Genomic DNA, 12,015 nt, shown 5'->3' with positions numbered 1-12,015 from the left:
ATCCGCACATCAGCGTGATCTCCCGGGGTGACCGGCCGTCTCCTTTTCACACGGTGCCCGGGCGGCGGGTCGTCGCTGCATGATGGGGTGATGGACGTTCGCATCGCCCGCATCTACGACGAGCCGGCCGAGGAAGACGCCGGCGCTGCCCGTGTGCTGGTCGACCGCCTGTGGCCGCGCGGGGTCAGCAAGGAGCGGGCCGCGCTCGACGAGTGGTGCAAGCAGGTCGCCCCCACCCCTGAACTGCGCAAATGGTACGACCATGTGCCGGAGCGGTTCCCCGAGTTCCGGCGGCGCTATCTGGCCGAGCTGGCCGCCGGCGAGCAGGCCGAGGCGTACGCGCATCTGAGGGAACTCGGTCGCGAGCGGCCGCTGCTGCTGTTGACGGCCAGCAAGGATCCCGCCATCAGCGAGGCGAAGGTGCTGGCCGAAAAACTGGCCGCAAACCATTAGCATCGGTCAATGCGAAGTCGCGTCCTGACCGTACTCGTGTCCGTACTGGCCCTGCTGGCCTTTCCCACCGTGGCGTCCGCGCGCCAGCAAGCGGCCGTCGACCTGGCCGATCGGCTCCGGGCCATCCCCGGGCTGACCATCGTCTCGCAGAGCGAACCCGCCGGTTACCGGTTCTTCGTGCTCACCTACCGTCAACCGGCCGATCACCGGCATCCTGGCGGCGGCTCCTACGAGCAGCGTCTCACCCTGCTGCACCGGGACGTGAACGCTCCCGTGGTGCTGTCGACCAGTGGGTACGGCCTGCCGGCCAACCCCGGGCCGTCGCGCACTGAACCCACCCGGCTGCTCGACGGAAATCAGGTGTCGGTTGAGCATCGATTCTTCACGCCGTCGCGGCCGAGTCCCGCGGACTGGTCGGACCTGACCATCTGGCAGGAGGCGACCGACGAGCACCGGATCGTACGGGCGCTCAAGTCGATCTACTCGGCGAAGTGGATCCAGACGGGTGGCAGCAAGGGCGGCATGACGTCGGTCTATCACCGCCGGTTCTATCCGCGCGACGTCGACGGGGTCGTGGCCTACGTGGCGCCCAACGACAAGATCAACGACCTGGATCAGGCGTACGACCGGTTCTTCGTGACCGTGGGTGACGCGGCCTGCCGGCGCGCGCTGGACGGCGTACAGAAAGAGGCTCTGAAGCGGCGGGACCGGCTGGTGCCTCTGCTGCAGGCGGACGCGGCCGAGAACGGGTGGACCTTCGGCCGTACGCTCGGGACCGCCGACCGGGCGTTCGAAATGACCGTGCTCGACACCGTGTGGGCGTTCTGGCAGTACCTGTCGACCGCCGACTGCGCCGGAGTGCCCGCGGCCGACGCCACCGACGAGCAGCTCTACGACTGGATCGACGCGGTCGCCTCGTGGTCGTTCTACACCGACCAGGGGCTCGAATACTACTGGCCGTACTACTACCAGGCCGCCGCTCAGCTCGGCTGGCCCAGCCTGAAGTTCGAGCACCTGCGCGGGCTGCGCAAACACCCGGGGCTTTACACGGCCCTGTCGGCGTTGCCGAAGGAGCTGCGCGTCCGGCACAACCCGATCCCGATGATCGACGTCGACCTGTGGGTGCGCACGGCCGCCGAGCGAATGCTGTTCATCTACGGCGAGAACGACCCGTGGGGCGCCGAACGGTTCGCCCCTAGCCGCCGCGACTCGCACCTCTACGTGGCGCCGGGCGCCAACCACGGCGCGAACATCGCGCGTCTGACTCCGACCGAGTCGGCCGAGGCGACGGCCACGCTGCGTCGCTGGGCCGGACTCTCGGCGACCGCCCCGGCCGCCGACGCGCTGCGCACCGCTCCCCTGCCCTTCGACGACATGCTGGAGAACCGCCACCACCGGTGACGTTTGGCCGGGGGCGGCCCGTGCGCAGGGCAGATCGGCCGCCCCCGGCGCCGGTCAGGCGGCCCGCTCGTGCGAGATCTGGCGGGACAGCATGTGCTGGGCCAGTTTGCGGGCGGCGGGGGTCTGGTCGTCCGGCGACGGCAGAACCAGGTTCCACTGCTGGGTGACGCTCGCGCCGGCCAGCGGGCGGAAGACCACGGCGTCGCTGGTCAGGCCCTCGGGCACCAGACCCAGGCCCACACCGGCGGCGACCAGGTCGACGAGCACCGACCACTCGTTGGCGGTGCCGGCGATGTGACGGTCGACGTGGTGTTCGGCGAAGAGGGCGTCCGTCTGGATTCGCGTGCCCGCGCCGGAGCGCATCTCGACGAAGCGTTCGCCCGCGAGGTCGGCCGGCGTGATCGTGGCCTGAGCGGCGAGACGATGACCGGCCGGGACGGCCACGGCGAGCAACGTCTCGGCCAGCGGGTAGGCGTCGAACGCCTCGGGCCGCACCGGCGATGACGTCAGGGCGCAGTCGAGCTCGGCCACGGCCAGCCGGTCGAGCATCTGCGCGTCGGATAGCTGCTCGACGGTGATGTCGAGCCCGGGGTGGGCCCGCCCGAACTCGCCCAGCCACTCGAGGAACGGGCAGCCCGTGCCCGACGTCTGGGCCATGCCGACGGTCAGGGTTCCCGAGACGACCGACGACACATCCTGTACGGCCTTCAGCGCGTCCTCGGCCGCGTGGACAGCCCGGCGTGCCGCGGGCAGGAAAGCCTTGCCCTCCGCGGTGAGCGCCAGCGGCCGGCTGCCCCGGCGGACCAGCGGCGCCCCGACCTCGCGCTCGAGCCCGCGGATCGACGACGACAGGCCCGACTGCACGATCAGCAGGCGGGTGGCGGCCCGGGTGAAGCTCTGCTCCTCGGCGAGCGCGATGAAGTGCCGGAGCTGACGCAGTTCCATGCCGACAACTATCTCTCGCGGAGATGGGGTCGAGCAATTCCTGCTGTATCGGAGCTCTTCTGGCCGGCCCAGAGTGGTGGCATGACCGACTACGCCACCGCGGAGACCCACGACCTCTTCCGCCGCCTGTTCACCGCCAAGAGCGCCCACCTGGTCGCCGAGACCCACGCATTCTTCCACCCCGACCGGGTCTTCTACGCCGACGCGACGCTCGGGTGGAGCTGGCCGTCGAGCCAGTCCCTCTACGACGTGTGGGACGAGTACATGCCGAACTGGCCGGCCGAGGCGCTGTCCTACCCGACCCGGGTGATCGGCGACGCGACCAGCGCGATCGTCTTCATGACCGACACGCCGGAGCTGTTCGGCGGCGAGATCCGGGCGATCGCGCCGATCGACTTCGCCGACGACGGCCGCATCGTGCGCTGGATCGACTATTGGGACGGGCGCAACTTCGGCGCCGACAAGGTCAATGCCATGCGTACGCCCTCAGCGCAGTTCCCGGATCTCTACGCCGACCTGCCCGTACGCCGTCCCACGCGGGTCGACGACGTGGTGGCCCACCTGCACGCAGACCCGGTGGAGACGCTCTTCTCCCCCGACGCCGTCGTCGAGGACCTCACCCTGCGTACGACGGTGCGCGGGCGGGCCGCGATCGGCCGTTACCTCGGCCGCGCCGCCGCCTCCCTGCCGTACGGCCCGTCCGCCCAGGTCAGGCACATCGTCGGCGGTGACCTCGGCGGTGGCTACGAGTGGCAGTCCACCACCGAGGCCGCGCGCGGCGTGACGGCGCTCGAGCTGGGCGCGAACGGTTCGATCGACCGGCTCACGTCGGTGTGGGACGGGTCGCTGGTCACCGGCGGGGCGCTGCGGGACATGGCGGCGTACGCCCTCGATCTGTGAGCCGGGCCGGCACGGAACACACGGTGCCGGTCACGGTTCGAGCAGGTGGTCGCTGGGCGGCGTGATCAGTTCGGTGTCCGAGCGGGCCGGGGCGGGGCTGCGCCAGTCGGCGAGCAGGATGGTGGCGTCGTCCTGCAGCCGGTCGTCCTGATAGTCGAGGATCGCGTGCACCAGCCGCCGGGCCGTCTCGGGCGCCGGCAACTGGTCGGCCACCGCCTTGAGGGCGAAGTCGATCAGCCGCTCGATGCCGAACTGCTCCCCTTGCGCCGAGCGGGCCTCGATGATCCCATCGGTGTAGAGCAGCAGCCGGTCGCCCGGTTCGAGGGCCTCCTCCACGACCACCGGCGGACGCGTGTCGCCCAGGGTCACCGGCAGCGCGGTCGGGGTGGGCAGCACCTTGGCCACCCGGCCCTGCCGGATCACGATGCCGCTGGGGTGGCCCGCGGAGATGACCTGCAGAACGCCGGTGCGCTGGTCGATCTCGGCCAGCACCGCTGTGATCATGCCGTAGCGGTCGTGGGCGCGAACTGCCTGGTCGATGTGGTGATAGGTGTCGACCAGGTCCATCCGGCCACGACGGGCGTTGCGGTACGACGCCAGCGCGAGCGAGGCCAGCATGACCGCGCGCATCCCGCCGGCGGAGCCGTGCCCGGCGGCGTCGAAGAGCGCCAGGTGGGCTGTCTCGCCGTTGACGGCATAGTCGAAGGCGTCGCCGCCGACGTCGTAGCACGGCTCCAGAATGCCGCTGATCATCAGGTGCCCGGTGGAGAAGGACAGCGGGGGCAGCTGGGCGCGCAGCATCTCGGCGGCCAGCCGCATCGGCTCGCGGCGGCGGACCAGTTCGATCGTGTCGCTGTAGAGGCTGCGGGTGACGAGCAGCTCGGCCAGCAGGGACGACACCGAGACGCAATGGTCGACGGCCTGCTCATCCAGCGGCCGGGACGAGACCACCTCGAGCACCCCCATGCGCTCGCTGCCGTTGAGCAGAGGCAGCCACCACCGCACGCCGTCGTCCGGCTCGCCCGAGACGGGGGTCACCAGGGTGTACGCGCGGCCGGCGAGAGTCCCCTCGACGCTGATCGTCTCGCGGTGCGGGGCCGTGCCACCGGGCAGAGGCAACAACTGCCGCTGCTGGTGATCCACCAGGTAGATGATCATCGTGTCGGCGCCGATCAGGCCGGCGGCCGCCATGACCATCTCGGGCAGGTCCTCCGGACGGGCGTGGTGCGACTGAAGCAGTAGTTGCCGCAGTGCTTCCGAAGTGCTCATGCGGGTCCCCTCCCCTCGACCGACCAAGCATGCGGCCCGAGAGCCCCGGGAACACCATCGCCGGGCGAGCATCACAGAAACCCGCCCCGTTCTCGATCGGGCCGCTGCGAGGCTCGCCGCGCTCGACGCCCTGCCGCCGGGCGCGACCGATCGGGACGCGCCGGACGTCCGGTGGTTCTGTCTCGGCCCCGAGGCCCGGCCGGCCCTCGGCGAAGACCGGGGCCGGCCACTCCAGCCCAAGGTGCCCTGGCCTGGCTTATTGATTCACGCGGTCGGCAAACATAGATTTTGCGGTATGCCCGGTCAGGGTCCCCGGCGGGCGGTCGCCGACGTGCACGGCGAACCGCCGCTGGCGCCCGTGCTGCGCCGGCTGTTGCGGCACAGCGGGCGGCTCGCCGGGTCGACCGCCGGCACGATCTCGCTGGTCGACGCGGCCCGCGGGCACTATCTGAAGGCGGCCGAGGTCGGCGCGTCCTGCCGGCTCGGGCAGCGGTTCCCGCTCGACGAGGGAGCGACCGGACGGGCGTTCGGGCGGCGGCGGCCGGTGGTCATCCCCGACTACGGGCGGCTGCGCGCGGGGCACCTGTCGGGGGCCGATCCGGCGAGCCGGGGTGCTGCCGTGGCCGTACCGATCTGGTGGCGCGGTGACGTGATCGCGGTGACGGTCGTCTTCGCCCCGACGGCCGACGGCTTCTCGGAACGGGTGGTCGACGCGCTCGAGGTGCTGGCCCAGTCCGCCGCCGTGGCGATTGTCCGGCCCGATTTCCCGCACGCGACGGCGCCTGTGCCTTTCTCGCCGCGGGAAGCAGAGGTGCTGGCCCTGCTGCGCGAGGGGCTGACCGACCGGGAGATCGCCGCCCGGCTGGTGCTTTCGCCGAAGACGGTCGAGAAGCATGTCGCCGCGATCCTGCGGAAAACCGGAACCGCCCGGCGGACCGCGGCTGTGGTGACCGCCCTGGACAACGGGTGGATTCCCCCATACCGGTGACGGAGGGTATCGACTTGACTGACCCTCGTGCCCATCGTCGCCATGAAGGAGCTCCTCGACCGCGCGCTCGCCGACCGGTACGGGGTCGCCGCCTTCAACATCATCAATGACCTGACCATCGAGGCGGTGGTCGCGGCCGCCGCCGAGGAACGGGCGCCGGTCATCCTGCAGACGAGCGTCAAGACCGTCAAGCAGTACGGCCGCCCGCAGCTGTTCGCGATCGTGCAGGCCCTGGCCCACGACGCGTCGGTGCCGGTCACGCTGCACCTCGACCACTGTCCCGATCGGAGCGTCATCGCCGACTGCCTGGACGGCGGCTGGAACTCGGTGCTGTTCGACGCGCACGAGCTCGACGTGGCCGAGAACCTGCGGCAGACGACCGAGGTGGTGGCCGAGGCGCGCAAGGTCGGCGCGCACGTCGAGGGGGAGATCGAGGGCATTCAGGGCGTCGAGGACGATCTCGGTTCGGACGAGGCGGCCCCCGTGCAGAGCCTCGAGGTGGCCGTCGACTTCATCGAGCGTACGGGGGTCGACTGTTTCGCCCCGGCCATCGGCAACGCGCACGGGCAGTACAAGCGGACGCCCGTGCTCGACGCCCAGCGGATCAGCGACCTGGTCGCCGCGACCGGGATCCCGATGGCGCTGCACGGCGGCACCGGGCTCTCCGACGAGCAGTTCACCGACCTCATCGCCCGCGGCTGCGCCAAGGTCAACATCTCGACGGCGCTCAAGGAGACCTTCATGCAGTCGGGCCTCGAGTTCCTGCGCGAGACGGCCGAGCGCGGCAAGTGGGATCCGCCGTCGCTCTTCCGCCACCAGCGCACGGCCGTGCTCGAGATGGCCCGGCGGCACATCCGGCTCTTCGGCGGGTCGGGACGGGCCTGGTGAGCGCGCTCGTCTTCGACTGCGACGGCGTGCTGGCCGACACCGAGCGGTACGGCCACCTGCCCGCGTTCAACGCCACGTTCGAGCGCTTCGGGCTGCCGGTGCACTGGAGCGCGGAGGAGTACGGGAAGAAGCTCGCCATCGGCGGTGGCAAGGAACGGATGGCCAGTCTTTTCGACGATCCGGCCTTTGCCGCGGCGGCCGGGCCGGGGGATCGTACGGAAATGCTGCTGACCTGGCACAAGGCGAAGACGGCGGCCTTCAAGCAGCTCGTCGCCGACGGGAAGATCCCGACCCGGCCGGGCATCTCGCGGGTCATCCACGCCGCGTTGGCCGACGGGTGGACGGTGGCGGTCGCGTCGACGTCGGCCGAGGCGTCGGTGCGGGCAGTGCTCGAGAACGCGGTGGGAGCGGCGGCGGCCGACATCCCGGTCTTCGCCGGCGACGTGGTGCCGGCCAAGAAACCCGACCCGGCCATCTATCAGCTCACGGTCTCGACCCTGGGCCTCGACCCGGCCACGACGCTGGTCGTCGAGGACTCGCGCAACGGGCTGCTCGCCGCGACCAGCGCCGGGCTGAACTGCCTGGTGACGGTGAACGGCTACACCCGGGGCGAGGACTTCAGCGAGGCGGTGCTGGTCGTCTCGGGGCTGGGCGACCCCGGGCGGCCGCCCATCGAGGTGCTGGCGAACCGCGGGCGGGCGCACCCCGGGGCCTACCTGACGCTCGACGACCTGGAGGCCTGTCTCCCATGAGCATGCAGAAGACCGAGTTCGTCGTACGCACCATCGCCGAGACGTGCATCGAGAACGAGAAATACTTCGGCGACCTCGACTCCGTGGTCGGCGACGGCGACTTCGGCTATTCGCTGGCGCGCGGGTTCGAGAAGCTCCTCGAGGGCTGGGACGACCTGGACCGCACCGACCCGGGCACCTTCCTCAAGCGCAGCGGCATGACGATCGCGTCGCGGATCGGCGGGACCTCCGGGCCGATCTGGGGCACCGCGTTCCTGCGGGCCGGGGCCGCCGCCGGCTCGGCCACGACGCTCGACGGCGAGCAGGTGGTCGCCATGCTGCGGGCGGCCGTCGAGGGCATCAAAGCACGCGGGCAGTCGGACGTCGGGGACAAGACGTTGCTCGACGCGTTGGTGCCGCTGACCGACGCCCTCGAGTCCAACCTGACGAACGGCACGGACGAGGCGTTGCGAGCGGCCGCGGTCGCGACGCGGGAAGCGGCCGACGCGACGGCCGCGATGGTGGCCAAGCGGGGCCGGGCGGCCTACACGGGCGAGCGCAGCCGCGGCTCGGTCGACGCCGGCGCGATGGCGGTGGCGGTGCTCGTCGAACGGATCAGCGAGACCTGGCAGAAGCAAGGAGAGCCGACGTGAAGAAGTTCGTCAACGACCCCAAGAACTACGTGGCCGAGATGCTCGAAGGCGTCGCGCTGGCCAACCCCGACTCGCTGCGATATGTGCCCGCCTACAACCTGATCATGCGGGCCGACGCACCCAACGAGAACAAGGTGTCGATCGTGCAGGGCTCCGGCTCCGGGCACGAACCGGCCCACGTGATGGCGGTCGGCAAGGGCATGCTCGACGCGGCCTGCCCCGGCGACGTGTTCGCCGCACCGCCGATGGACTACGTCTACGAGACCGCGAAGCTGCTGTCCTCACCCAAGGGCGTGCTGCTGCTGGTGAACAACTACACCGGTGACCGCATGGCGTTCGACATGGGCAAGGAGATGGCCGAGGCGGACGGCGTACGGGCTGAGATCTTGACCATCAACGACGACGTCGCGGTGCAGGACTCGACCTACACCGTCGGGCGGCGCGGCGTGGCGGGCAACTTCTTCGTCATCAAGGCGGTCGGGGCCGCGTCCGAGCAGGGCGCCGAGCTCGACGAGGTGATCCGCATCGGCAAGAAGGTCAACGACGTCACCCGTACGATGGGGGTCGCTCTGACCGCCTGCACGCCGCCCGCCAAAGGATCGCCGCTGTTCGAGCTGGGCGGCGACGAGATCGAGTTCGGCGTCGGCATCCACGGCGAACCCGGCCGCGAACGGCGCAAGCTCAAGGAAGCCGACGCGATCGTCGACGACATGCTCGACGCCGTCGTGACTGATCTGCCCTACTCGTCCGGTGACCGGGTCGCCCTCATGATCAACGGGCTGGGCGGAACACCGATCAGCGAGCTCTACATCCTCTACCGGCGCGCCCATCAGCGGCTGGCCGATCGCGGGATCACGGTCGGGCGCAGCTACGTCAACGAATACTGCACGTCGCTCGACATGGCCGGCGCGTCGCTGACCCTGGTGCGGCTCGACGACGAGATCGAGGGCCTGCTCAACGCGCCCGCCGAGGCGGCCGTCCGCGTCTTCTGATTCCCTTGCTGCATGATCCTCGATGTTCGCAACGACTACCCGGCCCTCGCTGAGGGGTTCGTCCACCTCGACGGGGCCGGAGGCACCCAGCCCGCCGCCCCGGTGATCGCCGCGATCGCCGGGGCGATGGGCACCGCCGTGTCGAACCGCGGCACCGCGCACGTCCCGGCCCAGCGCTCGGGCGCTCTGGTCGCGGCGGCCCGGTCCGCGGTCGCTGATCTGGTGGGCGGCGATCCGGACGGCGTGGTGTTCGGGCCGAGCGCGACCGCCCTGACCTATCTCGTCTCGCGGGCGCTGGCCCTGACCCCGGACGACGAGGTGGTGGTGTCGCGGCTCGACCACGACTCCAACGTCCGGCCCTGGGTCCAGACGGGCGCCACCGTACGGTGGGCCGACGTTGATCTGACCACCGGCGCGCTGCCCGTGGCGCAGTACGCCTCGATCATCGGCCCCCGCACCCGCGTGGTGGCGGTGACCGCGGCCAGCAACGCCATCGGCACGGTGCCGGACGTCCGCGCGATCGCCGACCTCGCGCACGCGGTGGGGGCGCTCGTCTACGTCGACGGCGTGCACTACACCGCCCACCGGCCGGTCGACGTGGCCGCCCTGGGTGCCGACTTCTACGTGACCAGCGCCTACAAGTGGTCGGGCCCGCACTACGCGGCCCTGATCGCGTCGCCGACGGTACTGGAACCGCTGCACCCGCCGAAGCTGATCCCCTCGCCGGCCGGCGTTCCCGACCGCTTCGAGTACGGCACGCTGAGCTTCGAGCTCCTGGCCGGCATCACGGCGGCGGTCGACTACCTGGCGACTTTGAGCCCGGTCGAGGGTGACCGCTGTACTCGTCTGCTGGCCGGCATGGCCGCGGCCGCCGCCCACGAGGATCGCCTGCTCGACCAGCTGCTGAAGGGCCTGGCCGCCCTCGGCACGGTGACGGTTCTTCCGGCTCCCGCCGGAAGCTGCCCCACGGTCTCCTTCCGCGTCACGGGCCAGTCCCCCGCCGAGACCGCCCAGCTGCTGGGCGCCCAGGGCATCTGCGTCTCCCACGGCGACTACTACGCAGCCGAGTTCTTCGAGGCCGCAGGCCTGCGCACCACCGGCGGCGCCGTGCGGGCCAGCCTCTACCACTACAACACCGAAGCCGACGTGACGCGCCTCTTGGAAGCCCTCGATCGGAACGTGTAGGAGTACACAGACGCCCCGTGCGCCGACTGATCCCCTGAATCCATGAGGAAACAGCGGGACGTCGAGGCCGCACGACAGGACCTCACCGTCGGCATGCACGCGATCACCGAGATCAACCATGCGATCCGGTACGCCGACACCAAGGCAGCGGCCCTGGCGGCCGTTCTCGCGTTAGGAGTGACAGTGCTGGCCGGTCGTCGCGGGGATGCGGTGGGCCTGCTGCCGAACGCTCTCCTCAGCGTCTGCCTGTGCGCGACCCTGGTCTCGGCCGCTCTCCTAGCCGTGGGCCAGGCGCCGAGGCTGAGGGGCGTCCGATCGGCGCGGAGACCGAACCGGATAGCTTTCCCCTCGCTGGCCGCGATGGACTGGGCCGAGGTGTCGACGTTGCCGCAGCCGGTGACACAGCGTGAGGACGTCTGGCGGCAGGCCGGCGACCTCGCCGCGATCGCCGTGGTCAAGTTCCGGTGGCTGCACCGCGCCATGATCAGCACGATCTGCACCCAGGCGATCGTGCTGATCTGGCTCGCCGTGACGACCTGGCTCAGGTGACGTCGATCCGGGTCGTGTCGGTTTCCTTTTTCGCCGTCAAGACCTCGCTCGTCTTCTCTCTCGACACCGTCATCGACTGCGGTCGCATATTGAAGAACGACCGCAATTGTTCAAGGACGATCTCGACCATGGGCTCGGCGTCGGCGGCGTTCATCATGTTGTTGTCGAACATGCTCTGTAGGACGGCGCGGGTGCGGTCATAAACCTCCCGCTGGCCGTCCTCCAGCATCTTGAGGACGGGCTGCACGTCGTGGGGATGCTCGATCAGGTGCAGCAGAACGAGGCTGTGCCCGCCGTTGTGCAGGGCGCCCTCGTAGAAGCTCAGACGCTGCCGCTTGTGTTCCAGCTCGATCGCGGCCGCCTTCTTCTCCTGTTCGTCGCGCATCCGCTGAATCTCGGCGGTGTGTTCCATTTCCGCACGCTCGGTGGCGCCCTTCATCTGAGCGATCTTGTCGGTGTACTGCCTGTGGAGCGTCTCCAGGTCGTGGTCGTCGCCGGCGAGAAGCCGGGCGCGCCGGGACTCGACCCGCGTGGCGATGTAGCGTTCGGCCGCCTCGTCGAGGCGCACGTTGACCGAGACGAATCCCAGCCGGAGCCCGTACCCGATGTCACCGAGCTTCATGTCGAGCAGGTGGGCCATCTCTTCTTCGGCCTCACCCGATTTCTCGATGCCGTACCGACGGCTGATCAGCCGGAGTTGCTGGTCGAGCAGACCCCAGATGATCGGCCGGGCGTCGTCCAGACCGACGCGCGCCACCTCCACCGGGTCCACGACCTGCCACGTCAGGCTTACCCACACCTTGAAGAGAAAGGCTTCTTCCTCAGCGGGCAGTGCGAGACTGAGGGCCGTCCAGTGGCGAGCCGTGTCGATCTCGTACTGCCAGTACCGCTGCCGCCATCTCTCCTTCAGCGACGGGGGCTGCACGATCGGTCTCCCCAACGCCTCGGCCGCCAGATAGACCATGGCCGAATGACCGTCGACCGGGTGATGGGTGTAGCCCGCGAAGACAGGCAGCGAGCGCCTGCCTCGAATGGGGTTGAGGATCTCGGTGCTGGTCATG

At 70.1% G+C, this 12,015-nt stretch carries 13 protein-coding genes; 10 read left to right on the top strand and 3 right to left on the bottom strand.

Translation table 11 applies throughout. The features are described 5' to 3' along the window. Window positions 1-90 precede the first annotated feature (90 nt). Together EER30_RS12635 and EER30_RS12630 are read left to right on the top strand one after the other, a co-directional pair. Entirely contained in the window at window positions 91-453 is a 363-nt protein-coding gene (locus tag EER30_RS12635; protein WP_127500581.1) for a DUF488 domain-containing protein, read from the top strand. 9 nt (window positions 454-462) lie between these two features. Then, window positions 463-1,854: a S28 family serine protease gene (locus EER30_RS12630; RefSeq protein ID WP_127500580.1), complete on the top strand. Its 1,392-nt coding sequence runs from the start codon at window positions 463-465 to the stop codon at window positions 1,852-1,854. Between the two features lie 54 nt (window positions 1,855-1,908). On the opposite strand, the gene EER30_RS12625 is transcribed toward EER30_RS12630, so the two are convergent. Further along, the gene (locus EER30_RS12625; RefSeq protein ID WP_127500579.1) at window positions 1,909-2,799 is read right to left on the bottom strand and encodes a LysR family transcriptional regulator; all 891 of its coding nucleotides are present in this window, start codon (window positions 2,797-2,799) and stop codon (window positions 1,909-1,911) included. Window positions 2,800-2,880: 81 nt separating this feature from the next. Between EER30_RS12625 and EER30_RS12620 the strand changes: the two genes are divergently transcribed. Further along, the gene (locus EER30_RS12620) at window positions 2,881-3,699 is read left to right on the top strand and encodes a hypothetical protein (protein WP_127500578.1); all 819 of its coding nucleotides are present in this window, start codon (window positions 2,881-2,883) and stop codon (window positions 3,697-3,699) included. 30 nt (window positions 3,700-3,729) lie between these two features. Here EER30_RS12620 and EER30_RS12615 read toward each other — a convergent pair whose 3' ends face one another. Further along, window positions 3,730-4,968, bottom strand: coding sequence for a PP2C family protein-serine/threonine phosphatase (locus EER30_RS12615; protein WP_127500577.1), 1,239 nt, complete (start codon window positions 4,966-4,968; stop codon window positions 3,730-3,732). A gap of 295 nt (window positions 4,969-5,263) precedes the next feature. Between EER30_RS12615 and EER30_RS48585 the strand changes: the two genes are divergently transcribed. Genes EER30_RS48585 through EER30_RS12580 form a run of 7 tightly spaced genes read left to right on the top strand, consistent with a single transcriptional unit; the run spans window position 5,264 to window position 10,954 of the window. Continuing rightward, window positions 5,264-5,956: a helix-turn-helix transcriptional regulator gene (locus EER30_RS48585; RefSeq protein WP_240669976.1), complete on the top strand. Its 693-nt coding sequence runs from the start codon at window positions 5,264-5,266 to the stop codon at window positions 5,954-5,956. Between the two features lie 27 nt (window positions 5,957-5,983). After that, complete coding sequence (locus EER30_RS12605) at window positions 5,984-6,844, top strand: class II fructose-bisphosphate aldolase (RefSeq protein ID WP_127500576.1); 861 nt, start codon at window positions 5,984-5,986, stop codon at window positions 6,842-6,844. Further along, on the top strand, window positions 6,841-7,596 hold the full coding sequence (locus EER30_RS12600; RefSeq protein WP_127500575.1) for an HAD-IA family hydrolase: 756 nt from the start codon (window positions 6,841-6,843) through the stop codon (window positions 7,594-7,596). Before EER30_RS12605 ends, EER30_RS12600 begins: the two co-directional genes overlap by 4 nt. Beyond that, window positions 7,593-8,228, top strand: coding sequence for a dihydroxyacetone kinase subunit DhaL (dhaL, locus tag EER30_RS12595; protein WP_127500574.1), 636 nt, complete (start codon window positions 7,593-7,595; stop codon window positions 8,226-8,228). The genes EER30_RS12600 and dhaL overlap by 4 nt, the downstream gene beginning before the upstream one ends. After that, the gene (gene dhaK, locus EER30_RS12590; RefSeq protein WP_127500573.1) at window positions 8,225-9,220 is read left to right on the top strand and encodes a dihydroxyacetone kinase subunit DhaK; all 996 of its coding nucleotides are present in this window, start codon (window positions 8,225-8,227) and stop codon (window positions 9,218-9,220) included. Before dhaL ends, dhaK begins: the two co-directional genes overlap by 4 nt. A 12-nt stretch (window positions 9,221-9,232) precedes the next feature. Further along, window positions 9,233-10,405 carry a cysteine desulfurase-like protein gene (locus EER30_RS12585; protein ID WP_127500572.1) on the top strand — a complete coding sequence of 391 codons (1,173 nt, stop codon included), beginning with the start codon at window positions 9,233-9,235 and terminating at the stop codon, window positions 10,403-10,405. 42 nt (window positions 10,406-10,447) lie between these two features. Then, window positions 10,448-10,954 (top strand): Pycsar system effector family protein, encoded by a 507-nt coding sequence (locus EER30_RS12580; RefSeq protein ID WP_127500571.1) that lies wholly within the window; start codon window positions 10,448-10,450, stop codon window positions 10,952-10,954. Here EER30_RS12580 and EER30_RS12575 read toward each other — a convergent pair. Next, a complete protein-coding gene (locus EER30_RS12575) occupies window positions 10,947-12,014 on the bottom strand; it encodes a hypothetical protein (RefSeq protein WP_127500570.1) in 1,068 nt (355 codons plus the stop codon). The genes EER30_RS12580 and EER30_RS12575 overlap by 8 nt on opposite strands. Window position 12,015: the final 1 nt, after the last annotated feature.

Source organism: Actinoplanes solisilvae (assembly GCF_003999975.1).
Taxonomy (GTDB): Bacteria; Actinomycetota; Actinomycetes; order Mycobacteriales; family Micromonosporaceae; genus Actinoplanes; species Actinoplanes solisilvae.
Note: the sequence above shows the minus strand (reverse complement) of the source record. Positions and strands in the feature narration are given on the sequence as shown.